Origin of the sequence: Streptomyces sirii (assembly GCF_045690365.1) — a bacterium.
GTDB classification, from domain to species: domain Bacteria; phylum Actinomycetota; class Actinomycetes; order Streptomycetales; family Streptomycetaceae; genus Streptomyces; species Streptomyces sirii.
The window spans coordinates 2,828,382-2,851,680 of record NZ_CP147982.1 but is presented as its reverse complement, the minus strand read 5'-3'; the positions used below and the strand labels follow the sequence as shown (position 1 = coordinate 2,851,680).

Sequence of the window (23,299 nt, the reverse complement as noted above, 5' to 3'; positions counted from 1 at the left end):
CGGCGTCGTCCGGTCCGGGCCCAACCATCATCCAGCTGTCATGCATGCGTCGTACACGGGACAGCGCCGCGCCGTCCCGGGCCACTCCAATCATGGGCGACAACCGCCGTCAGGGGAGGGCCAGATGACGCACCCAGCAGCGTACGAGCAGCAGATCCGCGCGGCCGGAGCGCTTCTCGCGTCCGCAGTGCAACCCACAGGGACGGGCGCCGCGGCACACGTCGGCCGGCGCCGCTTCCTCACCGCCACCGGGGCCGCCGCCGCCCTCGCCTTCGCGACCAACCTCCCGGGCGCGGGCGCGGCGTACGCCGCCGAGGCCGACACCCGCCAGATCACCGAGAACCCCTTCACCCTCGGCGTCGCCTCCGGTGACCCGCAGCCCGGCTCCGTCGTGCTGTGGACCCGCCTCGCACCGCGCCCGTACGAGCCGGGATGGGGGTCCCCCCGCTCGAACGCAGTCGAGAGTGGGGGAGGCATGCCGAACGCCAGAGTCGCCGTCCGCTGGGAAGTCGCCTACGACGAGCGCTTCACACGGCTGGCCGGCCGCGGCCGGGCCGACGCGCACCCGGAGTTCAACCACTCCGTGCACATCGAGCCCACCGGCCTCGCGCCCGACCGCGTCTACTACTACCGCTTCCGCGCCGGCAGCTGGATCAGCCCCGTCGGCCGCACCCGCACCGCGCCCGCCCGCGGCGCCCGGATCTCCGAGCTGAAGCTCGCCGCGGTCTCCTGCCAGGCCTACCACGACGGCTACTTCACGGCCTACCGGCACCTGGCGCAGGAGGACCTCGACGTGGTCTTCCACCTCGGCGACTACCTGTACGAGTACCCGGTCGGCGCGGCCGGCGGCGCCCGCAACTACACCGACCGTAAGCTGCCCGCGCTCTTCAACCGCGAGACGGTCACCCTGGAGGACTACCGGCTGCGCTACGCCCTCTACCGGTCGGACCCGGACCTCCAGGCCGCCCACGCCGCGCACCCCTTCATCGTCACCTGGGACGACCACGAGGTGGAGAACAACTACGCCTCCGACATCAGCGAGGACAACCTCCCGCCCGCCGAGTTCCTCGTCCGCCGGGCCGCCGCCTACCGCGCGTACTGGGAGAACCAGCCGCTGCGCCGACCGCAACGGCCCAACGGCCCCGACGCCCGGCTCTACCGGCGCCTGCAGTTCGGGCAGCTCGCCCAGTTCGACATCCTCGACACCCGCCAGTACCGCTCGGACCAGGCCTACGGGGACGGCTGGCACACGCCGGGCCCGGAGTCCGAGGACCCCAAGCGGACCCTCACCGGCGCCGCCCAGGAGCGCTGGCTGATCGACGGCTGGCGGCAGTCCACCGCCCGCTGGAACGTCGTGCCGCAGCAGGTCACCTTCTCCGAACGGCGCAACGCCACCGGTCCGGGCTACCAGGTCAGCATGGACGCCTGGGACGGCTACGCGGCGTCCCGCGCCCGGGTGCTGGCGGGCGCGGAGTCGGCCGGTGTGGACAACCTCGTCGTGCTCACCGGCGATGTGCACGTCCACTACGCCTTCGACATCAAGAAGGACTTCAAGGACCCCGACTCGCGCACCGCGGGGGTGGAGTTCGTCACCACCTCGATCGCCAGCGGCAAGGACGGCGCGGACAAGCCCGCCAACTGGGCCACCTATATGGCCGCCAACCCGCATATGAAGTTCTACAACGGCCGGCGCGGCTATGTGACCGTCACTCTGGACCAGGACACCGCCCGCGCCGACTACCGGACGGTGTCCGCCGTCACCACCCCCGGGGCGCCGGTGGCCACCGCAGCGTCCTTCGTCTCCGAGGCGGGCGATCCGGGCCTGAAGAGCGCCTGACGGGCCTTTGGCCGGCCGGCCGGGACGTTGGTCCTAGGTCGATGGGACCGCCCCGGAACCGGCCGGTATCGGCCGCGTGCATGACACCATGGTTCGGTCATCAACGACCCATGGAGACGCTCATGACAGAGCCCGGCCCCAGCACGGCCGAGAGCCAGGACTCGCCCGCCATAGCCGGGCGGGGCGCGGCGGCACCCGCCGCGCCCCGCCGCACCGGCCTCCTCGTCACCCTCGTCCTCGGCGGCCTCACGGCGCTCGCGCCGCTCTCCATGGACATGTACCTGCCGGCCCTGCCGCAGGTCACCGCCGCCCTGCACAGCCCGGCCGCCACCATCCAGCTCACCCTCACCACCTGCCTGGCGGGCATGGCGCTGGGCCAGATGATCGTCGGCCCGATGAGCGACAAGTGGGGGCGCCGCCGCCCGCTGCTGGCCGGCATGGTGATCTACGTCCTGGCCACCGCCCTGTGCGCGGTGGCCACCGACGTCGCCTTCCTCATCGCCTTCCGCCTGCTCCAGGGCCTGGCGGGCGCCGCCGGCATCGTCATCGCACGGGCGGTGGTGCGCGACCTCTACGACGGCGACGCGATGGCCCGCTTCTTCTCCACCCTCATGCTGATCTCCGGCGTGGCACCGGTCGTCGCCCCGCTCATCGGCGGCCAGATCCTCCAGATCACCGACTGGCGCGGTGTCTTCGTCGTCCTGACCGCGGTCGGCGCGGCGCTCACCCTCCTGGTCTGGCGCACGCTGCCGGAGACCCTGGCACCCGAGCGGCGGCACCCCGGCGGCCTCGGCCAGACCCTGCGCACCATGCGCGATCTGCTCGCCGACCGGGGCTTCGCCGGCTACCTGCTCGCCGGCGCCTTCGCCTTCGCCGCGCTCTTCGCGTACATCTCGGCCTCGCCGTTCGTCATCCAGGAGATCTACGGCGCCTCCCCGCAGACCTTCAGCCTGCTGTTCGGCCTGAACTCCGTCGGCCTGGTCCTCGCCGGCCAGATCAACGGAAAGGTGCTGGTCGGCCGGGTCAGCATGGAGAAGGTGCTGGGCTGCGGCCTGGTGCTGATCACCCTCGCCGCGAGCGGCCTGCTGCTGATGTCCGCCGGCGTCCTCGGCACGGTGGGCCTGGCCCCGATGGCCGCCGGCCTCTTCGTCCTGATGGCCGGTATGGGCCTGGTCCTGCCGAACGCCAACACCCTCGCCCTGCTGCGCACCCCGCACGCGGCCGGCTCCGCCTCCGCGCTGCTGGGCACCTCGACCTTCCTGCTGGGCTCGGTGGCCTCCCCGCTGGTGGGCGTCGCGGGCGAGCACACGGCCGTCCCGATGGCCCTCGTACAGCTGGTATGCGCCGTTTTGGCGCTCGTCGGGTTCCTGGGAATGTGCCGCCCGTGGCAGCGTAGGAAGGAGAGCACCCCGACCGAGGGCGAGAGGACCTGACCCTGAAGGCACCGAGACTCACCTACGGCACGCCGACCCAGGCGGGGCTGGACCCGGCCTGGGTGGAAAGGCTGGTCCGCGGTGTGCGCGCGCTGCCCGACGGGCGGCCGCCGTGGTGCCCGGGGGCCGTGGTGCTGGCCGGCCGCGGGCCGGTCGTGGTCGCCGAGGCCGCCGCGGGCTGGGCGCACCGCTACCGGGCCTACGACCCCGAGCTGGACCGGGGGCTGGATCTGCCCCGCGACCAGTGGGAGCCGATGCGGGCCGGCACCGTCTTCGACCTCGCCTCGCTCAGCAAGCTCTTCACCGCCATCGTCGCGATCCAGCAGGTCGAGCGCGGCCGCCTGGTGCTCAACGACCAGGTCAAGGCCCATCTGCCGGCCTTCGCCCCGGGCATCACCGTCCGCCAGCTGCTCACCCACACCTCCGGACTCGCCCCCGAGCTGCCCTTCTACGAGCGCCGGGACCGCGCCGCCCAGCTGGCGCTGCTGTGGCGGGAGGCGGCCGCCCCCACCGGCCGCCCCGACACCAGCTACCTCTACTCCGACGTCAACCTGATCTCCCTCCAGCTGATCCTGGAGCAGCTCACCGGACGGCGCCTGGACGCCCTGGTCCACGAGGGCATCACCGGCCCGCTGGGCATGTCCAGCACCTGCTACGGCCCGCTGGCGCCGCCCGGTGTGGCGGCGACGGAGGACCAGCGGCGTCCCTGGGCCAAGGCGGACCGCGGCATGATCCGCGGCGAGGTGCACGACGAGAACGCCTGGGCGCTGGGCGGGGTGGCCGGTCACGCGGGCCTGTTCTCCACCGCCCAGGACCTCGCCGTGCTGTGCCGCACGCTGCTCAACGGCGGCGCCTACGGCTCCACCCGGATCCTGGGCGCCGGCGCGGTCGCCGCGCTGCTCGACCCGCCCGGCCTCGGCTTCGGCATCGACCAGCCGTACTTCATGGGCGAGTTGGCGGGCCGGGGCGCGGCCGGGCACACCGGCTTCACCGGCACCAGCCTGGTCGTGGACCGCGCGACCGACACCTTCCTGATCCTGCTGGCGAACACCGTCCACCCCCGCCGCCGGATCGGCGGCAGCGCCCCGCGCGCCGCGGCCGCCACCCGCCTGGCCAGAGCCGTGGTGGGGGCCGTCTGAGGCACGGCGGGCGGGGGTCCGCCGCACCGTTCGGGCGTGGGGGAGCCCGCCCGGACCCGCCGTAGAATTCCTCCAATGCACGAGGAACTGCGCGCCGCACTGGCCGGCCTGCTCGACGGCCTGCCGCCCAAGCAGGCCGCGCAGGCGGTGGACCGCCTGATCGCCAACTACCGGGGACGCACCCCCACCGACGCCCCGGTCCTGCGCGACCGCGCGGACGTGGCCGCGTACGCCGCCTACCGCATGCCGGCCACCTTCGAAGCCGTACGGGCCGCGCTGGCCGCCTTCGCCTTGCGGGTCCCCGACTGGTCACCGGCCACGCATATCGACATCGGCGGCGGCACCGGCGCCGCGACCTGGGCCACCGCCGCCACCTGGGAAGGCCACCACAGCACCGTCTGGGACTGGGCCCAGCCCGCCCTCGACCTGGGGGCCGAACTGGCCGCCGGCGTCCTGCCGGACACCGACTGGCAGCGCCGGACCCTCGGCGAGGGCCTCACCCTCCCCGCCGGTACGGACCTCGTGACGGTCTCCTACGTGCTGGGCGAACTCCGCCCCGAGGACCGCCGCGCCGTCGTCGCCGCGGCCGCCGCCGCCAACAGCGTCGTCCTCATCGAGCCCGGCACGCCCGACGGCTACCTCCGCATCCGCGAGGCCCGCACCCAGCTCGTCGAGGCCGGCCTGCGGATCGTCGCCCCCTGCCCGCACAGCGACACCTGCCCCATCGTCCCCGGGGAAGACTGGTGCCACTTCTCCGCCCGGGTCAGCCGCTCCTCGCTGCACCGCCAGGTCAAGGGCGGCTCCCTGCCGTACGAGGACGAGAAGTTCGCCTACGTGGCCGCCACCCACCTCGACGCCGCCCCGGCCGCCGCCCGCATCGTCCGCAAGCCCCAGCTCCGCAAGGGCCAGGTCCTGCTGGAGCTGTGCACCGCGGACGACGGGCTGGAGCGCGCCACGGTCACCAAGCGGCACGGTGACCGCTACCGCGCGGCCCGCGACGCGGCGTGGGGCGACGACTGGGACCGCTCGTAGATCAGTCCTTCCGGGCCCGCTCCTGGAACTTGCGGAGCAGCTCGCGGCGCCGGTCCTGCGGATCCGGCTGCCCGTGACCACCACGGGCACCGCCGCCGGCGCCGCGCAGCGCACCGCGCGAGAGCTTGCTCCGGGTGCCTCCGACACCGAGCATTCCGCCCGCATTGCCCTTGCTCATGGGGATCCCCTCTCCTCGTCGACCACTTCCTGCGAGACGATGCGTCTCGCTTGATGTCCCTCACTATGGACCGAGACGATACGTCTCGTCAAGACGATACGTCTCGCCTCTTCCTCGCTAGACTCCGCACCATGGCCAACAAAAGCGCACCCGACGCCTCCCGCCGCAGCGAACGCTCCCGCCGCGCGATCTTCGACGCCGCCCTCACCCTCGTCGGCGAGGTCGGCTACGAGAAGCTCACGATCGAAGGCATCGCCTCCCGGGCCGGGGTCGGCAAGCAGACGATCTACCGCTGGTGGCCCTCCAAGGCCGCCGTCCTGCTCGACGCCTTCACCGCCGGCGTCGACGAGGACTACGAAAAGGGCCTGCCGAACACCGGTGACCTGGCCGCCGACCTGAAGTTCGTGCTGCGGGCGACCGTCGACGAGTTCAACGACCCGGCGTTCCAGGCCCCCTACCGCGCCCTCGCGGCGGCCGGCGCCGGCGACGAGGAGCTCTCCCGCTCCTTCGTCGGTCGGCTGCTGGAGCCCGGCACCCTCGTCTACGTCGAACGGCTGCGGGCCGCCCAGGAGGCGGGCCAGGTGGCCGACGACATCGATGTGCGGCTGGCCACCGAGATGCTGCTGAGTCCCTTCTCACAGCGCTGGTTGATGCGCACCGGCGAATTGACCCACGAGTTCGTCGACACCCTTGTCGACCAGGTACTGCGCGGTCTGCGACCCCGGGACTGAGTGCGCCGGGCGAACGGCGGACGAGGCAGGCGACCTGTCGCTGATGGGATGGATTGCCGGTATTCGCCCGTTCTCAGTTCACCCCGGATCCCCACACCGGTCACCCGAAGCGCAGGATGGTGGCAGCATTGATCCCAGACCACCGCTCGAAGTGAGGGGATAGATGGAACGCAAGAGCAGGTTCTCCCAGTGGCTGCGCCGGCCGAAGAGCGGATCGAACGGCGGCGATACGGACACGGGATCGGCGGCCGCGCGCGGCCGCGAGGACCTGCTGCTGGCCGCGGCCGACGCGGGCTTCCCCGTCGCCCCGGCAGCACACCCCTCCGGCTACGGCTGTTCCTGTGAACGCGTCGGCTGTCCCACCCCGGGCCGACATCCCATCTCCTTCGGCTGGCAGACCGTCGCCACCACCGACCGCGACATGGTCGCCGCCTGGGTCCGCACCCTCCCGCAGGCCAACTTCATCACCGCCACCGGCATCGCCCACGACGTGCTCGACGTCCCCGTCGAGGCGGGCCGCAGCGCCCTGGGGCGCCTGGAGGCGGCGGGCATCGAGGTAGGGCCGATCACGCTCAGCGGCGCCGGCTTCGGCGACGGCCGGATGCTGTTCTTCACCGCCACCCGCGGCACCCCGGACGACGAGGACGAGTGGTGGCCCTGCGAGCTGGACTGCCACCCCGAGACCCTGGAAGACCACCCGGGGCTGCGCTGGCACTGCCGCGGCAGCTACGTACTCCTGCCGCCCTCGGCGCTGCCCGGCGAGCAGCCCGCGGTGACCTGGCTGCGCGGCCCCGAGCTGCCGCTGCCCGACCCGCTGACGCTGCTGGAGTCGCTGACCGACGCCTGCGCCGAGTTCCACGACCGCACCGACCGCGAGCCCTACCACGAGACGGCGGCCTGGCCGATCGGCCGCTGACCCCCGCTCCGCACACCGAGGGGGCCGCCGGGATCACTCCGGCGGCCCCCTCGACGTCGGCTGCTTCTCGGCGCCCTACAGAGGCTTCACCGCGGTCTTGCCCTCGCGCCGGTTGAGGAAGACGACCTTCCCGCCGGACCCCTTGGCCGGCACCGTGACCGCCTGGGCCGAGACCGTGGTGAAGGCCATCCGGTTGGTCTTCTTCTGCGGGCCCTCGACGAGGCCCTGCAGACCCGCCGGCACCGTGATCACCGACCCCTCGGAGACCGTCTTCTGCTGGTGGTAGAAGGTCGAGAAGAACACCAGCGCACCGCCGTCGGTCGTCCGCAGCGCCACCGGCGGCGCTTCCGAGGCGGTGTCCTCCCACAGGATCCGCGCACCGAGCTGGTGGGAGTCCTTGGCGCGCCGCTCCCGCCAGCCGTCGGTGTTCGGCCCGGACGCGAAGGCGCCGCCCTTGCCGGTGTTGAGGTAGTCCGCGTAGCGGCGGCTCAGCTTGCCCGGGTCCACGGTCAGGCCCGACGTCGCGCCGGCGGGCACCGCCTCCGCGTAGCCGTTCTCGTCCGTCTTCAGCTCCGGCGCCTTGTTCCCGGGGAACTGCGCGAAGTACTGCGCGCGCCACTTCTCGCCGACGCCGTCGCGGCCGAACACCAGGAACCAGCGGGTGCTCTGGCCACTGGCGTCCTTACGGTTGCTGAGCGCGTCCGCGAGGAAGTACTTCGGCCAGCCCTTCTGCTTGGGCACGGTGAAGTGCGCGTCCTTGAACGTCAGCGCGGGGAAGCCCGGGTTGCCCTGCGGCCGCAGGGCCTGCGCGGCCTTTATCCCGGCCTGGTCGATGGCGAGCAGCGGGCCCGCCTCGAAGGAGGGATTCAGCTTCGGATCGAGCTGGCGGTTGGCCTTGTTGAAGCCGTCGGCGAAGCGGTCGAGCGCCTTGGCGCCCTCAGCCTTCGACACCGCCGGCAGCATCTCCCTCTCGCCGTGCACCGTCATGCACCCGCTCAGTATCAGCAGCGCCGTCGCTGCCGACATCAGAGTTACGGGCACCCGGAACGGCGACCTGCGTGTCATGGGGCTCGGGCTCCTTCGGGGCGACCGGGGCGGACTGGGCGGCCGCCGGGGTGGCACGATTCGGCGACACCCTACCCGGGGCGAGGAAGAACAGAAGCGTGGGGATCAGATACAGAGCCCACACCGTGACCTGGAGGACGGTCGGGTCCGGCTGGAAGTTGAAGACGCCCTTCAGCAGCGTGCCGTACCAGCTGTCGGCCGGGATCTGCTCGCTGATGTCGAACGCCTTGCTGCCCAGCCCCGGCAGGAACTCGGCCTCCTGCAGATCGTGGAAGCCGTATGCCAGCACGCCCGCCGCGACCACCACCAGCATCCCGCCGGTCCACGTGAAGAACTTCGCGAGGTTGATCCGGACCGCGCCGCGGTAGAACAGCCAGCCCATCAGGACGGCCGTCAGCAGCCCCAGCAGCGCCCCGACCAGCGGCCGTACGCCGTCGTTCGCGGACTGGGCGGCGGTCCAGACGAACAGCGCGGTCTCCAGGCCCTCCCGGCCCACCGACAGGAACGCGGTGACCACCAGCGCCACGGTGCCCATCTGCAGCGCCGCGTCCAACTTCCCGTGCAGCTCCTGCTTCAGATGCCGCGCGGTGCGCCGCATCCAGAAGACCATCCACGTCACCAGGCACACCGCGACGACGGACAGTGATCCGCCGAGCGCCTCCTGCGCCTTGAACGTCAGGGTCTGCGAGCCGAACTGCAGGGCGGCCCCGAACCCGAACGACAGCACCACGGCGAGCGCGATCCCGAGCCAGACCGGGCGCAGCGCCTCCCGCCTCCCGGTCTTGACCAGATAGGCGATCAGGATGCAGACGACGAGGCTGGCTTCCAGGCCCTCGCGCAGACCGATCAGGTAGTTGCCCAACACGTCGGGGCCTTCCCTTCCTTCATACGGTGGCAGTCTTCTGTGCGGCGCGGCAAAGTGGCGCCGGCGGCGTCAGGCGAAGAGCTCCCGGCCCCACCAGTCGTCGCCGTCGCGGACGCCCGGCGGCACCGCGAAGAGCGCGGAACCGACGTGCTGGATGTACTCGTTGAGGGCGTCGTTGGCCGCCAGCCTCCGCTGGAGGGGGATGAAGCCCTCGCGCACGTCGCGCTGGTAGGCGAGGAAGAACAGCCCCGCGTCGAGCCGGCCCAGGCCGTCGGTGCCGTCGGTGAAGGAGTAGCCGCGGCGCAGGATGCGCACGCCGTGGTTGGAGTCCGGGTGCGCGAGGCGTACGTGGGCGGTCGGCAGCATCGACTTCAGATGCGGCTCGTCCCGCTCGTTCTTCTTGCCGACCGCGGCGCCCTCGCCCTTGTTGCGGCCGAAGATGTCCTCCTGCTCCTGGAGCGAGGTGCGGTCCCAGGTCTCGATGTGCATCCGGATCCGGCGCGCGACGAGGTAGGAGCCGCCGGCCATCCAGCCGGCCGCGCCCTTCTCGTCGCCCTCGCCGACCCACACGTGCTTGGTCAGCGCGGCGCCGTCGGTGCCCGCGATGTTCCGGGTGCCGTCCTTGAAGCCCATCATGTTGCGCGGCGTCTGGGCCTCCGGCGTCGTGGAGGAGGTCTTGCCGAAGCCGAGCTGCGACCAGCGGATGGCTATCTTGCCGAAGCCGATCCGGGCCAGGTTGCGGATCGCGTGCACCGCGACCTGCGGGTCGTCCGCGCAGGCCTGGATGCACAGATCGCCGCCGCTGCGGGTCTTGTCGAGGTTGTCGCCGGGGAACTGCGGCAGCTCGGTCAGCGCCGCGGGCCGGCGGCCCTTGAGGCCGAAGCGGTCCTTGCCGTCCTTCTCGAACAGCGTCGGGCCGATGCCGAAGGTCAGGGTGAGCCGGGACGGCGGCAGGCCGAGCGCCTCGCCGGTGTCGTCCGGCGGCGCCTCCGCCAGCCCGCCGACCGCACCGTCGCCGACCGCGTCCCCGGCCGTCATCCGCGCCGCGGCCTTCGTCCAGTCCTTGAGCAGCGCGATCAGCTCGTCGCGGTCGTCGGTGGTGACGTCGAACGCGGCGAAGTGCAGCCGGTCCTGGACGGCGCTGGCGATACCGGCCTGGTGCTTGCCGTGGAAGGCGACCGCGGCACCCGCGGTCGCGTCCGCGGCGGCCGGCTGGACGTCGGCGCCGGCGCGCAGCGCCGCCGCCGTTCCGCCGGCCGCGACCGCGCCGAGCGCCAGTCCCGCGCCGCCCCAGCCCAGCAGCGAACGCCGGGAGGGCGCCCGCCCGTTGGCGGTCTGCTCGGCCGCGGCGTCGGTGACCGCGGTGTCGGTGGCGGCGGTGTCGGTGGCGGCGGTGTCCTCGGCGGCCCGCTCGTCCTGGGCGCCGGTGCTGTTGTCGTTTGTCATCGTGACCCCCTGTGGCCTGGCAGCGGACTACTTGGCGGCGGCCACGGCGGCGGCCAGCTTCGACAGCGGCTCGGCCAGCGCGTTGACGCCGTCGGAGAGTTCCTTGCGCTCGCCCTTGTCGACCGTGTCGTAGGAGACGAAGCCGTCGGCGGCCTTGTCGTCGCGGTGCGCCTCAAGCCGTGCGTCGATCGCCTTGAACTGCTTGTCCAGCTCCTTGGCGAGCGCCGGGTCGTTCTTGGCGGCGACCGGCTTCAGCAGCTGGTAGGTCTTCTCGGCGCCCTCGACGTTGGCCTGGAAGTCGACCAGGTCGGTGTGGCTGTAACGCTCCTCCTCACCGGTGACCTTGCCGGTGGCCACCTCGTCGAGCAGCTCCTTGGCGCCGTTGGCCATGCTGGTCGGGGTGATCTCGGCCTTGCCGACCCGCTTCTGCCAGTCCTTGAGGTCCGTCATGAGCTGGTCGGCGAGCTTCTTGTCGTCCCCGGAGATCTTCTTCTCCTCCCACAGGGACTTCTCCAGCTTGTGCCAGCCGGTCCACTTCTGGCCCTTCTCCAGGCCGTCCTCGCGCACATCGACCTTGGGGTCGATGTCGCCGAACGACTCGGCCACCGGCTCGGTGCGCTCCCAGCCGACCCGCGAGACGGCGTAGGTCTTCTTCGCCTCGTCCAGGTCGCCGGCCTTGACCGCGTCGGCGAACTTCTGCGCCTTCGGGATGGTCTGGTCGGCCTGCTCCTGGGCGTACTTGCGGTACGCGGCGACCGCGGCGTCCAGCTTGGGGTCGCGCTTGGCGGTGGTGGCCTTGCCGCTGGCGGTCACCTTCTGCCGGATCCCGTCGCCCTTCATGCCCGGCTTGCAGGCGATCTCGTACGAACCGGCCTTGATCTCGGCGGTGATCTCCGTGCTGGTGCCGGGGCCGATGTTCTCCCGCTCGGTCACGATGCGGTCGCCTGGCGCGTAGACGTACACCTCGGTGACCTTGGAGCCCTTGTTCTGCACCGCGAAGCGGACATGTCCGGCGGGGAACTCCTTGGCGGAGAGCTCGCAGCTGGAGTCGGTCGCGGTTACCTCGATCGTGCCCTTGCCGCCTCCCGCCTTGCCGTCGTTCTTGGCGGCGCAGCCGGCGACGGCGGTGACGGCCGCGACCGCGGCGATGGCGGCGACGGTGGAGGGGCGAAGGGCTCGCATTCGGGGCTCCCAGCGGGCTCGGATGTACGGAAACGACGTACGGGAAGGGTAGGCAGACGTTAGGGTCGCCACTAAGGCGGCCCTAACTTATCTGAGGCTTACCTTCTCCTGCCCACCCTGTCTAGTGATCCCGCTCTCATGAACAACGGCCCGATTACGGATTGATCCATGGCCAGTCACGGAACCGTCAAGGCGCGGTCAAGGTAAGGGTCATAGCTCGCGACGGGGCATGACCAGCGGAATTCCGGTCCGCGGATGCCCGATCACCTCCACCGGCTGCCGGTAGACCCGCGACAGCGGCGCGTCGGTGAAGACCTCCGCCGGCGGCCCCTGCGCGGCGATCAGTCCGTCGTGCGGCACCGCCGCCCGGTCCGCGTACGCCGCGGCCGGCCCCAGGTCGTGTCGACGACCCCGCCGACCGGGACCTCGTACGCGCCGATACCGGCGGAGAGCAGCGCGGCGAGGAGGAGTGCGAGCGCCAGGGCGGGGGCGAGGGCGCGGGAAGGGGTGAGCGCACGGCGCCGCGGGGCGGCGGGGGGCCGGGGGAGAGGTCCGCCGCCGCGCGCTCCGGACGCGGTCCGGTGGCCATCTCACCGGCTCCCGGGGTGGATCTGCGCGACGAGCGAGGCGAGCACCCGGTCCCGCCACCTGCGCCGGCCGCCGCCGCACCTCCCGCTGGAACGGCTCGGGCCCGGGGTGGCTACCCGGGCCCGTCCGGCGTCACGCGCTCAGCGGGAACTGCTCGCCCAACTCCCTGAAGACCGCGCTGTTCAGCCGGAACGCGCGCTTGCACTCGTCGACCACCCGCTGCTTCTCCAGGTCGTCCACCGGCAGCGCGTCCAGCAGCGTGCGGTACTCGCGCTTGAAGGCGGCGGGGTTGGCTATGTCCTCGAAGACGTAGAACCGCACCCCGTCGCCCTTGCGGGCGAAGCCCCAGGCCTTCTCGGCGGTGCCGCGGATGATCTGGCCGCCGGAGAGATCGCCGAGGTAGCGCGTGTAGTGGTGGGCGACATAGCCGGCCGGCCAGTCGCGGGCGCAGGCCGCCACGCGGTCGGCGTAGGCGGCGGTGGCCGGCAGCGGCTCCAGGCCGTCGCGCCAGGCGGACCCGCCGAGGTGGGCGAGATCGCGCTCCAGTTCGGCGGTGCGGGCCAGCTCCGGACGGATGAAGGGGCCCGCCACCGGGTTGTCGGCGAGCGCCTCGGAGGCGCCCTCCAGCGCGCGGTAGACGAACCACAGCTGCTCGGTGTAGCGCCGGTAGGCCGTGACGCCGAGCCGGCCGCCGAGGAGGTCGCTCATGAACGAGGAGTTCTCGGCCTCCGTGTGCTGCTCGTGGGACGCCGTGCGGATGACCGTCGAGAACGGCGTGGCGGGAGCGGACGGGGTCGGGCTGGTCGGGCTGGACGCTGCCAAGGCGGACCTCCGGGGACCGAGGATGGGGGTCTCCCCTGCTCGAACGAAGTTGAGAGCTTGGGGGAAGACGGGGGCAGGGACTGCGCAGAGCCGCTGACGCTTGGGCTCACCTAACTAGTTAGGCTTACCTAAGTCAACCTGTTCCCGACGTCCTGTCGGTAACCAGGCTACCCCTGTTCCCGACGCGCTGTCGGTAAAATGTGCCCCACGCCCCGGACGGCCCCGCGAGGCCGTGCCCCGCCGTCCGTGCCCTATGGAAGCCCGCCGCCGCTTACGGGAGCGTGAGGATCTCCGCCCCGGTCTCCGTCACGACCAGCGTGTGCTCGAACTGCGCGGTCCGCTTGCGGTCCTTGGTCACCACGGTCCAGCCGTCGTCCCACATGTCGTAGTCGTGCGTGCCCAGCGTCAGCATCGGCTCGATCGTGAAGGTCATGCCGGGCTTGATGTCGGTGGTGTGGTGCGGGCTGTCGTAGTGCGGAACGATCAGGCCGGAGTGGAAGGCGGAGTTGATGCCGTGACCGGTGAAGTCACGGACCACTCCGTAGCCGAAGCGCTTGGCGTACGACTCGATGACCCGGCCGATGATGTTGATCTGACGCCCCGGCCTGACCGCCTTGATCGCGCGCTGGAGCGCCTCGCGCGTGCGCTCCACCAGCAGCTTGGACTCCTCGTCCACGTCACCGCACAGGTAGGTGGCGTTGTTGTCGCCGTGCACGCCGTTGATGTACGCGGTGACGTCCAGGTTCACGATGTCGCCGTCCTTGAGGACGGTGGAGTCCGGGATGCCGTGGCAGATGACCTCGTTGAGCGAGGAGCACAGGGACTTGGGGAACCCGCGGTAGCCGAGGGTGGACGGGTAGGCGCCGTGGTCGCACATGAACTCGTGGGCGACCCGGTCGAGTTCGTCGGTCGTCACACCGGGCTCGATCAGCTTGGCGGCCTCCGCCATCGCCTGTGCGGCGATCCGGCCGGCGATCCGCATCCGCTCGATCGTTTCGGCGTCCTGCACCTCGGGCCCCGTGTAGGGCGTGGGCGCGTCCTTCCCGACGTACTCGGGGCGCGGAATCGAGGCGGGGACGGGGCGGGTGGGGGAGATCTTCCCCGGGGCAAGAAGCGACTGGCCAGACATGCCAGCGAGTGTATCCGCGGGCCGTCGGGCAGGATGGTGACACGGAACACCCACAGGAGGCGGCGATGGCGCTGTTCAAGAGACGGACGGTCGGTAAGCCGGGCGAGTGGTACTACTGCCTCCGGCACCAGACGGTCGAGGAGGGCCCGGAGTGCCGCGCCGCCGACCGCTTCGGCCCGTACGCCACCCGCGAGGAGGCCGCGCACGCCATGGAGACCGCCAGGGAGCGGAACCTGGAGTGGGAGACCGACCCGAAGTGGCACGACATGGACGGCGGGCGGGCGAAGGGCAAGGGCGGCGCGGGCGAGGACGCGTAGGAGATCGCCCGGACCGGCGCGGCGCCACCGGCGTCAGGCCGTGGCCGGGTCCGCGTCCGGGTCCTTGGCTGCGCCGCCGGTCAGGCCGTCGCCCCGCTCGCCGGAGCCCGCCCGCCGCTCCCGCATCCGCCGGGCGTGCTCATCAGTTCTGGCGTCGTACGCCATCAGCTTCGGCAGCCCGAGTGCCAGCAGCCCGACCCCCGCGAAGCACAGCAGCCCGCCCAGCGACACCGACGCCCGTACACCGGTCAGCGCCGCCATTCCGCCGACCCGGACCTGGCCCAGCTGCGGGCCCGCCGAGTAGGACAGCAGCTCGATCCCGGCCAGCCGGCCCCGCAGCGCGTCGGGGATGGTCTGGTTCCACAGCGCCGAGCGGAAGATGCCGCTGATCATGTCGCAGGCGCCGGCCAGCATCAGGAACAGCAGCACCAGCCAGACGTTGTGCAGCTGCCCGGCGACGGCGACCGCGAGCCCCCACCCGGCGGCCGCCAGCGCGATGGCGCGGCCCTGGCGGTGGACCCTCGACGTCCAGCCGCTGGTGACACTGACCAGGAACGACCCGGCGGGCAGCGCCGCGTACATCAGCCCCAGCGCCCAGGGAGCGTCCAGGTCGTCGGCGAGGAACGGGAAGATCGCCAGCGGGAAGGCGAACAGCATCGCGAGGACGTCGACGGCGTAGGTGCCCAGCAGCTCCTTGCGGCTCCAGGCGTAGCGCGCGCCCTCGGCGATCCCGCGCAGCGACGGCTTTTCGGCATCGTGCGAGGCGGGCTGCGGCGCCAGCTTCAGCGAGAGCAGCACGGAGATCGCGTAGGTGGCCGTGTCGATGGCGTACGACCAGGTCAGGCCGGCATAGGCGAGCAGCCCGCCGGCCAGCGCCGGCCCCGCGACGGCGCCGATCTGCCAGCGCAGCGCGTTGAGCGCGGCGGCCGCGGCGAGCTGGTCGTGCGGGACGATCCTCGGCACGATCGCGTCCAGTGCCGGCCGCTGGAGACCGGTCAGCGCGCTGCTCGCCGCCGCGCTCACGTACAGCGGCCACACCAGCGGCTCCGGCAGCAGGCTGTTGAGCAGCAGCAGCGCGGAGATCGCGCCGAGCGCGACCTCGGTCCAGACGATCAGCCGGCGGCGGTCCACGGCGTCCGCGAGCGCACCGCCGTAGAGGCCGAAGACGATGAGCGGGATCACCTCCACGGCGCCCAGCGCCCCGACCGCCAGGGTGGAGCCGGTCAGCTCCTTCAGCTGGAGCGGCAGCGCCACGAAGGTCAGAAAGCTGCCGAAGACCGTGACCGCGCCCGCACACCACATCAGCCGGAAGTCGCGCGAGGAGCGCCAGGGCGCCGGATCCGGCAGCAGGGCGGCGAAGCGCCCGCGGCGGCGGGGCGTGGAACGGGGTGCGGGTGGGGGATGGTCGTCCGAGGTCACGATGCACCATCGTCCGCACGGGCGGGGCGCGAGGCAAAGCATTTTGGGGCCACCGGGGGAAGGCCTCGGAACCCCGAGGGGAGGCTTCGGTGCCCTACCACCGCGGGGGCGGCGGCTCCGTCAGGGCGTCGGCGAGTCGGGCCAGCCGGTCGCGGAAGCGGCGGTGCCGGCGGGGCGCGGGCAGGCTGTTCTCGCCGGCGGCCGCGCTCACCAGATGCTGGACGGTGTCGAGGTCGAGGTCCGCGGGGGTACCGGTCCCGCCGTCGGGCGGGGCCGCGGGCGCGGCGAGCGCGTCGTGGGCCAGGGCGTGCAGATCGCGGTCGCCGCCGTCCAGCGCCAACACCGTCGCGCCGTTGCGACGGGCGTCGTGCACCCGCTCCAGCAGCCCGGCGCCCGGCTGCCCCGGCGTGACGACCAGCAGCGTCTCGCCCCGCCCGGCCGCCGCCAGCCGCCCGAGCCCCACCGCCAGGTGGGCCGGCGCCCCGCCGGGGACACGATGGCGCACCAGCGTCGGCGACAGCTCCGGCAGGCCCGACCAGGCGGCCTCGTCGTCCAGATGGGCGGCCAGATGCCAGGGCTCGTACGCGGCGCTGCCGACCAACAGCAGCCCCCCGCCGTGCGGCGCGACCGCGGCCCGCAGCGACCCGGCGAACCTGCGGGTGGCCTGGACCCACTCCGTCCCGGCGAGCACCTCACGCAACAGCGCGACCCGTACGGCATCCATGGCACGGCATCCTGCCCCAGGGCGGCACTTCCTGGTTTCGCTTTCAACGGCTTTCACCCGTACGGGACTTCAGGCACCTTCCCTCGTACGGCCTGTCGGGTCCACACCGGTCCGCGTCGGGCCCTCAGCCGCTTCGGTGGTCCCCCTGCGGCGGCGTCAGACCGGCCTCGGTGAGGAGTCGTCCGACCTCCCGTACCGACTCGCCGCTCAGTGGTAGTTGGGGGAACGCGGTGGTGCCGCGCTTGATCACGCCGAGGAGGTGGAGGGCCGCCTTGAAGGCGCCCAGTGCGGAGGAGCTGCGGCCCATCTCGCTCTCCGGGCCGGTGTCGACCATCGAGAACAGGGCGGCCAACCGCTCCTGTTCGGCGGCGGCCCGCTCCCAGTCGCCGGACCGGGCCGCGTCGTAGAGGCGTACATAGCCCGCCGGGTCGACGTTGCCGAGGCCGGGGACGATGCCGTCGGCGCCCGCCAGCAGGGCGGCGTCCGCGGTCAGTTCGGAGCCGGTGAGGATCGCGAAGCCGGGGGCGGGGCCGGTGCGGCGGCCGGTGCGGCCGCCGAGCGCCACGATCAGCCGGCGCAGCGAGCCCTCGTCGCCGCTGCTGTCCTTGAGCCCGGCCAGGGTGCCGTCCTCGGCCAGCTCGCGGACCAGGGCGGGCGCCAGCTTGCTGTGGACGGCCGTGGGGATGTCGTAGGCGAGCAGGGGGAGGTCCACGGCCGTGCGCAGGTGCCGGAAGTGGGCGGCGATCTCCCGGGGGTGGGTGCGGGTGTAGAAGGGCGCGGTGGCGACCAGGGCGTCGGCGCCCAGGCCGGCGGCGGTGCGGGCGTGGTCGAGGACCCGCGGGGTGGTGGTGTCGATGGCGCCGGCGAGCACCGGGACCCGGCCGTCCGCGGCCTTGAGCACCGCCTCCAGGGCGGTGGCGCGCTGGGCGTCGGTCAGGTAGGCGACCTCGCTGGTGGAGCCGAGGGCGAACAGCCCGTGCACTCCGCCGTCGATGAGGTGGTCGACCAGGTGTGCCAGGGAGACGGTGTCGACCTGGCCGCGCGGGTCGAGCGGGGTGCAGACCGGTGGGATGACGCCGTGGAGGGGGGTGGGCAGTGCCATGGGGGCTCCGGGTCTCCGATGTCGGACGGGTGATGACCGATGTCACCGGACATGGGACGTGGGATGTCCTATGTCGGAGCACAATAGACCCTGTTCACAGGCGGTCGGTCAAGGATGTGCGGTCCCGGGTGGGGCGGGTCGTACGGGGGTGCCCCCTGCTCCTTACGAGCTCGGGGGAGGGCCGGTGGCACGGCACGCGCGGTTGCGGGAGAGGGAGAGGGAGATTCCATGGCGCGAGGGACGATGTCCGAGGATGTGCAGGCGCAGATCAAGCAGTTGATCCTGCAGGGCGGGCTGGTGCCGGGCGACCCGCTGCCCACCGAGGCCGAACTCGTCGCCCTGCTCGACGTCAGCCGCAATTCGGTGCGCGAGGCGCTGAAGGCGCTGCAGGCCATGCGCATCGTGGAGATCCGGCACGGCTTCGGCACCTACGTCGGCCCGCTCACGCTGGAGCCGTTCGTCGAGGGCGTCGCCTTCCGCGCGGCGGTCCGCCACCATCAGGGCGAGCCGAGTCTGTACGAGCTGATGGAGGTCCGCGAGGCCCTGGAGGCGGGCCTGATCGGCACCGTCGCGCGCACGCTGCCCGCCGAGGACCTCACCGCCCTCAAGGGGCTGGTGCAGCGGATGGCGGAGGAGGCGCGCGGCGGCATGGTGCACAGCGACACCGACCGGGCGTTCCATCTCGCCCTCTACCGCTCCCTGGGCAACCATCTGCTGAGCGAGGTGCTGGACGCCTTCTGGGCGGCGCTGCGCCGGGTGCGCGAGGACCTGTCCGACGCCCGTCCGGACCCGGAGGTGACCTACCGTCAGCACCGGGAGATCGTCGACGCGCTGGAGGCCCGCGACGCGGACCGCGCCGTGGAGGCGATACACCGGCACTTCGACGGGATCCGGCACCGGCTCGCCGACTAGGGGGAGTCGGGGCCCGGCTGCCGAAGGGTACTGTCCCATTCATCCCGTTCACCGGGATTTCATGCGGTGTCGGGAGTGTCTTTGCCGACACGGAAAAGCGCCATGTGCGGTGCCTTGACGGCCAGTTGGGCACTCCCTATGGTCACCGCAGGACAGGGGACATCCTACGTCCTTGCCCATTGGGGGTGACCCATGGCGTACGAGAGCTCAGTGCCGTACCGGGCCGGGACCGAGGGGTACACGAGCTTCCGGATCCCCGCCGTGGTCCGGGCGCGCTCCGGGGCCCTCCTGGCCTTCGCCGAGGGCCGGGTCTCGTCGGCCGCCGACTGGGGCGATATCGACCTCGTGCTCAAACGGTCCCGGGACGGCGGCCGCACCTGGGGCCCGCTCCAGGTCGTCAGCCGCAACGGCGCCGGCACCGCGGGCAACCCCGCACCGGTCGTGCTCGCCGGCGGCCGGGTGCTGCTCCTCCAGGTCCACAGCGCCGCCGACGCCACCGAGGCCCGCATCCGCCGCGGTCGGGTCCCGCCCGCCGACGGCCGGCGGGTCTGGCTCCAGCACAGCGACGACGAGGGCGCGAGCTGGAGCGACCCCCGCGAGATCACCGACCAGGCCAAGCTGCCGCCGTGGCGCTGGTACGCGACCGGGCCCGGCCATGCGTTACGCCTGCGCCGAGCCCCCCGCGCCGGCCGGCTGCTGGTCCCCGCCAACCACTCCACCCCGCCCACGAGGCCCGGCGACGACGGCACCGAGGCCCGCTACAACGGCAGCCACGCCCTGCTCAGTGACGACGACGGCGCCACCTGGCGGATCGGCTACACCGACGGTGACACCGACCTCGGCGTGGCCCCCAACGAGACCTGTGCCGCCGAACTCCCCGACGGCAGCGTCTACCTGAACACCCGTACGGAAGCCGCCGCGGCCTGGCGCCGCGCCGATGCCGTCTCGACGGACGGCGGCGAACACCTCCTGGCGCCCTTCCGCCCGCAGGCCGGCCTCGCCGGACCGGTCTGCCAGGGCAGCACCCTGCACCTGGACGGTTCCGGCACCCTGCTCTTCGCCGGCCCCGCCCACCCGGCCGCCCGCGCCCTGATGACCGTACGCGCCAGCCGCGACGGCGGTCTGACCTGGCGGACCGCGCACACGGTCGGCGGGCTCCCGGCCGCCTACTCCGACCTCGTACGCCTCGACCGCGACAGCGTCGGACTGCTCTACGAGACCGGCGACTTCAGCGCGTACTCGACGATCACCTTCCGCCGCATCCCCGTGGAGGAGCCGACATGACCAGCAACCCCGTGCACCGCAGAACGGTCCTGGGCGGGGCGGCCGCCCTCGCAGCCGGTTTCGCGCTCGCCGGCTGCGGCGACGGCGACGACGGCCGACAACCCGAGGAACGCAAGAAGGGGCAGAAGATCGAGCTGACCTTCTGGTCCTGGGTGCCGGGCATCGACAAGCCCGTCGACCTGTGGAACCGCGAGAACCCCGAGGTCCAGGTCAAGGTCGAGAAGGTGTCGGCCGTCAACGGCGAGCAGTACGCGAAGATGCACGCCGCCATCAAGGCCGGCAACCCGCCCGACCTGGGCCAGATCGAGTTCCCGGTCGTCCCCAGCTTCCTGCTCGACAACGGGCTGCTGGACCTCGCCCCGCTCGGCGCCGCCCGCCACAAGGGCGAGTTCTTCGGCTGGCAGTGGCAGCAGTCCGTCTTCGGCAAGGGCCTCTACGCCATCCCGCAGGCGTCCGGGCCGATGGGCCTGTTCGTACGGCAGGACCTGTTCGACAAGTGGGGCGTACGGACTCCCGGGACATGGGACGAGTACGAGAGCGCCGCCAAGGCCGTCCGCAAGAAGGGCGCCTGGATCGAGACCTTCGCCCCCACCAACGGCAACCGCTTCGCCGGCCTCGCCTGGCAGGCCGGCGCCAAGTGGTACGCGGCCGACGGGGACACCTGGATCATCGGCATCGACGACGAACCCACCCGCAAGGTCGCCGACTACTGGGAAGCGCTCGTCAGGCAGAAGCTCGTCAAGACCATCCCGGACCGGCAGAACGCCTGGTACAAGGACCTCCAGACGGGAGCCATCGCCGCCTGGCTGGGCGCCAGTTGGGGCGATGCGCTGCTGTCCGGCAACGCGCCGGGCACCAAGGGCAAGTGGCGCGCCGCGCCGATGCCCCAGTGGAAGGCCGGCGAGAAGGTCTTCGCCAACTGGGGCGGCTCGACCACCGCGGTCTTCGCCAAGGCGCGCTACCCCAAGGACGCCCTGGACTTCGCGGTCTGGCTCAACACCGCCCCCGAGTCGATCGCGCTGCTGATCGACGGCGGCTACGGCTTCCCCAGCGCCAAGAAGGGCTACGCCACCGCCGACCTCGACGTCGACAAGCCCTTCTTCGGCGGCCAGGAGTACAGCCGGATCTTCGCGGACGCCGGTGCGCACGTCGACACCAGCTGGCGCTGGGGACCCGGCGTGGACACCCTCTACCAGCGGCTCGGCGACGCCTTCACCGACGCGCTGGCCGACGGCGGCTCCTTCCGCTCCGTGCTGAAGAAGGTGCAGGGCCAGACCCTCTCCGACCTCAAGGGCAAGGGCCTGAAGGTGGAGAGCGGCGGGTGAGCCGGGACACGCTCAGCAGGGCCGACCCGGTCGCCGTCAAGAGGCGGGCCCCACAGCGGCGCCCGCGCCGGGCCTCGCGGACCGAGGCCCGCAACGCCCGGGCCGCGGCCGGCTTCGTCCTGCCCTTCCTCGCCGTCTTCGCCCTCTGCTTCCTCGCCCCGATCGGCTACGCCCTCTACCAGAGCCTGCACCGGACCGAACGCACCGGACCGCTCGGCCTCGGCGGCCAGGAGCACGAGGCCTTCACCGGCCTCGACAACTACGCCCATGCGCTCTCCGACGACCGTTTCCTGACCGGCTTCGGCCGGGTGCTGCTCTTCGGCGCCGTGCAGATCCCGCTGATGATCGTGCTCGCCACGGCCCTCGCGCTGCTCCTGGAGAGCGCCTCCGCCCGCTGGGTGCCGTTCTTCCGCAGCGCCTTCTTCCTGCCGTACGGCGTGCCCGGCGTGATCGCCTCGATCCTCTGGGGATTCCTCTACGTCCCCGGCATCAGCCCGCTGGTGAAGATCGCCGACTCGCTCGGCCGGCAGGTCGACTTCCTCTCCCGCGACACCGTGCTGTGGGCCATCGCCAACATCGTCACCTGGCAGTTCACCGGCTACAACATGCTGGTGCTGATCGCCCAGCTCAAGGCCGTACCGGGCGAGCTGTACGAGGCGGCGCGGATCGACGGCGCGAGCGCCTGGCAGGTCGCCCGGCACATCAAGATCCCGCTGATCCGGCCGGCGCTGGTGCTCACCACCGTCTTCAGCATCATCGGCACCCTCCAGCTGTTCGCCGAGCCGATGGTGCTGCGCCCGCTGGCCTCCTCCATCGACTCCGGCTTCACCCCCAACCTGCACGCCTACAGCGAGGCGTTCGTCGGCAACAACCAGCATGTGGCGGCGGCGGAGGCGGTGCTGCTGGCACTGGTGGCGTGTGTGCTGTCCTTCGGCTTCCTGCGGCTGGTCGGCGGGCGCGCGAAGGAGCGCGGATGACCCGGCCGCCGGTCCGCTACCGGATCATCACCGCCTCGCTGCTGACCCTCGCCGCGATCTACTTCCTGGTGCCCGTCTACTGGCTGACCGTCTCCACCACCAAGAACAGCGCCGACCTCTTCGGCACCTTCGGCTTCTGGTTCTCCGACCATCCGCGGCCCCTGACCCACCTCGTCGACGTCCTCACCTACGACCACGGCATCTACGCCCGCTGGTTCGCCAACTCCCTGCTCTACGCCGGGATCGGCGCGGTCTGCGCCACCCTGCTGTCCGCCGCGGCCGGCTACGCACTGGCAAAGTTCCCCTTCCGCGGCCGGGAGGCGGTCTTCAACGTCGTGCTCGCCGGGGTGCTGATCCCCGGCACCGCGCTCGCCCTCCCGCTGTACTTCCTCTTCAGCGCGATGGGGCTGGCCAACACCTTCTGGGCGGTGCTGATCCCCAGCGTCGTCAGCCCCTTCGGCGTCTACCTCTGCCGGATCTACGCGGCCGCCGCCGTGCCCGACTCGCTCCTGGAGGCGGCGCGGATCGACGGCGCGGGCGAGGCGAGGATCTTCGGCGGGCTCGGGCTGCGGCTGATGACCCCCGCGCTGGTCACCGTCTTCCTCTTCCAGTTCGTGCACATCTGGAACAACTACTTCCTGCCGCTGGTGATGCTCTCCGACTCCGACCTCTATCCGATCCAGCTGGGCCTGACCTCCTGGACCGGCTACGCCGACCGCCAACCGGTGCTCTACCAGTACACGGTCGGCGGCGCGTTCTTGTCCGTGGTGCCGCTGATGGTGCTGATGACGGTGCTCCAGCGCTACTGGCGGACGGGGCTGACCGAGGGCAGCGTGAAGTCCTGACCACCGCGCGGGCGAGGCGGCACCGGCGGCC

General features: G+C 72.1%; 22 protein-coding genes and 1 pseudogene. 12 read left to right on the top strand and 11 right to left on the bottom strand.

Going from position 1 to position 23,299, the window contains the following annotated elements; all coding sequences use genetic code 11:
• Positions 1-124: 124 nt before the first annotated feature.
• The 4 genes from WAB15_RS12820 to WAB15_RS12805 all read left to right on the top strand — a co-directional run bounded on the left by WAB15_RS12820 (position 125) and on the right by WAB15_RS12805 (position 5,441).
• The gene (locus tag WAB15_RS12820; RefSeq protein WP_399149885.1) at positions 125-1,837 is read left to right on the top strand and encodes an alkaline phosphatase D family protein; all 1,713 of its coding nucleotides are present in this window, start codon (positions 125-127) and stop codon (positions 1,835-1,837) included.
• A gap of 122 nt (positions 1,838-1,959) precedes the next feature.
• Complete coding sequence (locus WAB15_RS12815) at positions 1,960-3,270, top strand: Bcr/CflA family multidrug efflux MFS transporter (protein ID WP_407286287.1); 1,311 nt, start codon at positions 1,960-1,962, stop codon at positions 3,268-3,270.
• Positions 3,271-3,332: 62 nt separating this feature from the next.
• Positions 3,333-4,409, top strand: coding sequence for a serine hydrolase domain-containing protein (locus tag WAB15_RS12810; protein ID WP_399149887.1), 1,077 nt, complete (start codon positions 3,333-3,335; stop codon positions 4,407-4,409).
• A 75-nt stretch (positions 4,410-4,484) separates the two neighbouring features.
• Entirely contained in the window at positions 4,485-5,441 is a 957-nt protein-coding gene (locus tag WAB15_RS12805) for a small ribosomal subunit Rsm22 family protein (protein ID WP_407286286.1), read from the top strand.
• A 1-nt stretch (position 5,442) separates the two neighbouring features.
• Here WAB15_RS12805 and WAB15_RS12800 read toward each other — a convergent pair whose 3' ends face one another.
• Positions 5,443-5,619, bottom strand: coding sequence for a DUF6243 family protein (locus tag WAB15_RS12800; protein WP_399149889.1), 177 nt, complete (start codon positions 5,617-5,619; stop codon positions 5,443-5,445).
• A 131-nt stretch (positions 5,620-5,750) separates the two neighbouring features.
• Here WAB15_RS12800 and WAB15_RS12795 point away from each other — a divergent pair, with 131 nt between their 5' ends.
• Both WAB15_RS12795 and WAB15_RS12790 read left to right on the top strand, forming a co-directional pair.
• Positions 5,751-6,350, top strand: a complete 600-nt coding sequence (locus tag WAB15_RS12795; RefSeq protein ID WP_407286285.1) for a TetR/AcrR family transcriptional regulator — start codon at positions 5,751-5,753, stop codon at positions 6,348-6,350.
• Between the two features lie 163 nt (positions 6,351-6,513).
• Entirely contained in the window at positions 6,514-7,266 is a 753-nt protein-coding gene (locus tag WAB15_RS12790) for a bifunctional DNA primase/polymerase (protein ID WP_399149891.1), read from the top strand.
• A gap of 75 nt (positions 7,267-7,341) precedes the next feature.
• Here WAB15_RS12790 and WAB15_RS12785 read toward each other — a convergent pair whose 3' ends face one another.
• From WAB15_RS12785 to map, 7 genes and pseudogenes are all read right to left on the bottom strand, one after another.
• On the bottom strand, positions 7,342-8,217 hold the full coding sequence (locus tag WAB15_RS12785; RefSeq protein ID WP_407286284.1) for a hypothetical protein: 876 nt from the start codon (positions 8,215-8,217) through the stop codon (positions 7,342-7,344).
• Positions 8,204-9,196 (bottom strand): iron uptake transporter permease EfeU, encoded by a 993-nt coding sequence (gene efeU, locus WAB15_RS12780; protein ID WP_399149893.1) that lies wholly within the window; start codon positions 9,194-9,196, stop codon positions 8,204-8,206. The genes WAB15_RS12785 and efeU overlap by 14 nt, the downstream gene beginning before the upstream one ends.
• Positions 9,197-9,265: 69 nt before the next feature.
• Positions 9,266-10,642, bottom strand: coding sequence for an iron uptake transporter deferrochelatase/peroxidase subunit (efeB, locus tag WAB15_RS12775; RefSeq protein WP_407286283.1), 1,377 nt, complete (start codon positions 10,640-10,642; stop codon positions 9,266-9,268).
• A 27-nt stretch (positions 10,643-10,669) separates the two neighbouring features.
• On the bottom strand, positions 10,670-11,824 hold the full coding sequence (gene efeO / locus WAB15_RS12770) for an iron uptake system protein EfeO (protein WP_407286282.1): 1,155 nt from the start codon (positions 11,822-11,824) through the stop codon (positions 10,670-10,672).
• 210 nt (positions 11,825-12,034) lie between these two features.
• Positions 12,035-12,226 (bottom strand): annotated as a pseudogene (locus tag WAB15_RS12765) (hemin ABC transporter ATP-binding protein); the annotation flags it as partial.
• Positions 12,227-12,544: 318 nt separating this feature from the next.
• Entirely contained in the window at positions 12,545-13,234 is a 690-nt protein-coding gene (locus tag WAB15_RS12760; RefSeq protein WP_399149897.1) for a heme oxygenase (biliverdin-producing), read from the bottom strand.
• A 271-nt stretch (positions 13,235-13,505) separates the two neighbouring features.
• Positions 13,506-14,363, bottom strand: a complete 858-nt coding sequence (gene map, locus WAB15_RS12755; protein ID WP_399149898.1) for a type I methionyl aminopeptidase — start codon at positions 14,361-14,363, stop codon at positions 13,506-13,508.
• Between the two features lie 65 nt (positions 14,364-14,428).
• Here map and WAB15_RS12750 point away from each other — a divergent pair, with 65 nt between their 5' ends.
• Positions 14,429-14,680 (top strand): hypothetical protein, encoded by a 252-nt coding sequence (locus tag WAB15_RS12750; protein WP_399149899.1) that lies wholly within the window; start codon positions 14,429-14,431, stop codon positions 14,678-14,680.
• 33 nt (positions 14,681-14,713) lie between these two features.
• Here the strand turns inward: WAB15_RS12750 and WAB15_RS12745 are convergent, their stop codons facing one another.
• From WAB15_RS12745 to WAB15_RS12735, 3 genes are all read right to left on the bottom strand, one after another.
• Entirely contained in the window at positions 14,714-16,099 is a 1,386-nt protein-coding gene (locus WAB15_RS12745; protein WP_407286281.1) for an MFS transporter, read from the bottom strand.
• Between the two features lie 94 nt (positions 16,100-16,193).
• Positions 16,194-16,823: a hypothetical protein gene (locus WAB15_RS12740; protein ID WP_407286280.1), complete on the bottom strand. Its 630-nt coding sequence runs from the start codon at positions 16,821-16,823 to the stop codon at positions 16,194-16,196.
• A gap of 124 nt (positions 16,824-16,947) precedes the next feature.
• Positions 16,948-17,925 carry a dihydrodipicolinate synthase family protein gene (locus WAB15_RS12735; protein WP_399149902.1) on the bottom strand — a complete coding sequence of 326 codons (978 nt, stop codon included), beginning with the start codon at positions 17,923-17,925 and terminating at the stop codon, positions 16,948-16,950.
• A 228-nt stretch (positions 17,926-18,153) separates the two neighbouring features.
• Between WAB15_RS12735 and WAB15_RS12730 the strand changes: the two genes are divergently transcribed.
• The 5 genes from WAB15_RS12730 (at position 18,154) to WAB15_RS12710 (ending at position 23,268) form a co-directional block, all read left to right on the top strand.
• Positions 18,154-18,837, top strand: coding sequence for a FadR/GntR family transcriptional regulator (locus tag WAB15_RS12730; protein WP_407286279.1), 684 nt, complete (start codon positions 18,154-18,156; stop codon positions 18,835-18,837).
• A 192-nt stretch (positions 18,838-19,029) separates the two neighbouring features.
• Complete coding sequence (locus WAB15_RS12725; RefSeq protein ID WP_407286278.1) at positions 19,030-20,121, top strand: exo-alpha-sialidase; 1,092 nt, start codon at positions 19,030-19,032, stop codon at positions 20,119-20,121.
• Positions 20,118-21,446 carry an ABC transporter substrate-binding protein gene (locus WAB15_RS12720; protein WP_399149905.1) on the top strand — a complete coding sequence of 443 codons (1,329 nt, stop codon included), beginning with the start codon at positions 20,118-20,120 and terminating at the stop codon, positions 21,444-21,446. The genes WAB15_RS12725 and WAB15_RS12720 overlap by 4 nt, the downstream gene beginning before the upstream one ends.
• Positions 21,443-22,423, top strand: coding sequence for a carbohydrate ABC transporter permease (locus tag WAB15_RS12715; RefSeq protein WP_407286277.1), 981 nt, complete (start codon positions 21,443-21,445; stop codon positions 22,421-22,423). Before WAB15_RS12720 ends, WAB15_RS12715 begins: the two co-directional genes overlap by 4 nt.
• A complete protein-coding gene (locus WAB15_RS12710) occupies positions 22,420-23,268 on the top strand; it encodes a carbohydrate ABC transporter permease (protein WP_407286276.1) in 849 nt (282 codons plus the stop codon). The genes WAB15_RS12715 and WAB15_RS12710 overlap by 4 nt, the downstream gene beginning before the upstream one ends.
• The last annotated feature ends 31 nt before the right edge of the window (positions 23,269-23,299 follow it).

Coding starts and splice junctions, on each gene's coding strand:
- WAB15_RS12805 (WP_407286286.1), top strand. CDS start 4,485: ATGCACGAGGAACTGCGCGCCGCACTGGCCGGCCTGCTCGACGGCCTG.
- efeB (WP_407286283.1), bottom strand. CDS start 10,642: ATGACAAACGACAACAGCACCGGCGCCCAGGACGAGCGGGCCGCCGAG.
- WAB15_RS12710 (WP_407286276.1), top strand. CDS start 22,420: ATGACCCGGCCGCCGGTCCGCTACCGGATCATCACCGCCTCGCTGCTG.
- WAB15_RS12790 (WP_399149891.1), top strand. CDS start 6,514: ATGGAACGCAAGAGCAGGTTCTCCCAGTGGCTGCGCCGGCCGAAGAGC.
- WAB15_RS12735 (WP_399149902.1), bottom strand. CDS start 17,925: ATGGCACTGCCCACCCCCCTCCACGGCGTCATCCCACCGGTCTGCACC.
- WAB15_RS12730 (WP_407286279.1), top strand. CDS start 18,154: ATGGCGCGAGGGACGATGTCCGAGGATGTGCAGGCGCAGATCAAGCAG.
- efeO (WP_407286282.1), bottom strand. CDS start 11,824: ATGCGAGCCCTTCGCCCCTCCACCGTCGCCGCCATCGCCGCGGTCGCG.
- WAB15_RS12820 (WP_399149885.1), top strand. CDS start 125: ATGACGCACCCAGCAGCGTACGAGCAGCAGATCCGCGCGGCCGGAGCG.
- WAB15_RS12795 (WP_407286285.1), top strand. CDS start 5,751: ATGGCCAACAAAAGCGCACCCGACGCCTCCCGCCGCAGCGAACGCTCC.
- WAB15_RS12815 (WP_407286287.1), top strand. CDS start 1,960: ATGACAGAGCCCGGCCCCAGCACGGCCGAGAGCCAGGACTCGCCCGCC.
- WAB15_RS12800 (WP_399149889.1), bottom strand. CDS start 5,619: ATGAGCAAGGGCAATGCGGGCGGAATGCTCGGTGTCGGAGGCACCCGG.
- WAB15_RS12720 (WP_399149905.1), top strand. CDS start 20,118: ATGACCAGCAACCCCGTGCACCGCAGAACGGTCCTGGGCGGGGCGGCC.
- WAB15_RS12750 (WP_399149899.1), top strand. CDS start 14,429: ATGGCGCTGTTCAAGAGACGGACGGTCGGTAAGCCGGGCGAGTGGTAC.
- map (WP_399149898.1), bottom strand. CDS start 14,363: ATGTCTGGCCAGTCGCTTCTTGCCCCGGGGAAGATCTCCCCCACCCGC.
- WAB15_RS12740 (WP_407286280.1), bottom strand. CDS start 16,823: ATGGATGCCGTACGGGTCGCGCTGTTGCGTGAGGTGCTCGCCGGGACG.
- WAB15_RS12725 (WP_407286278.1), top strand. CDS start 19,030: ATGGCGTACGAGAGCTCAGTGCCGTACCGGGCCGGGACCGAGGGGTAC.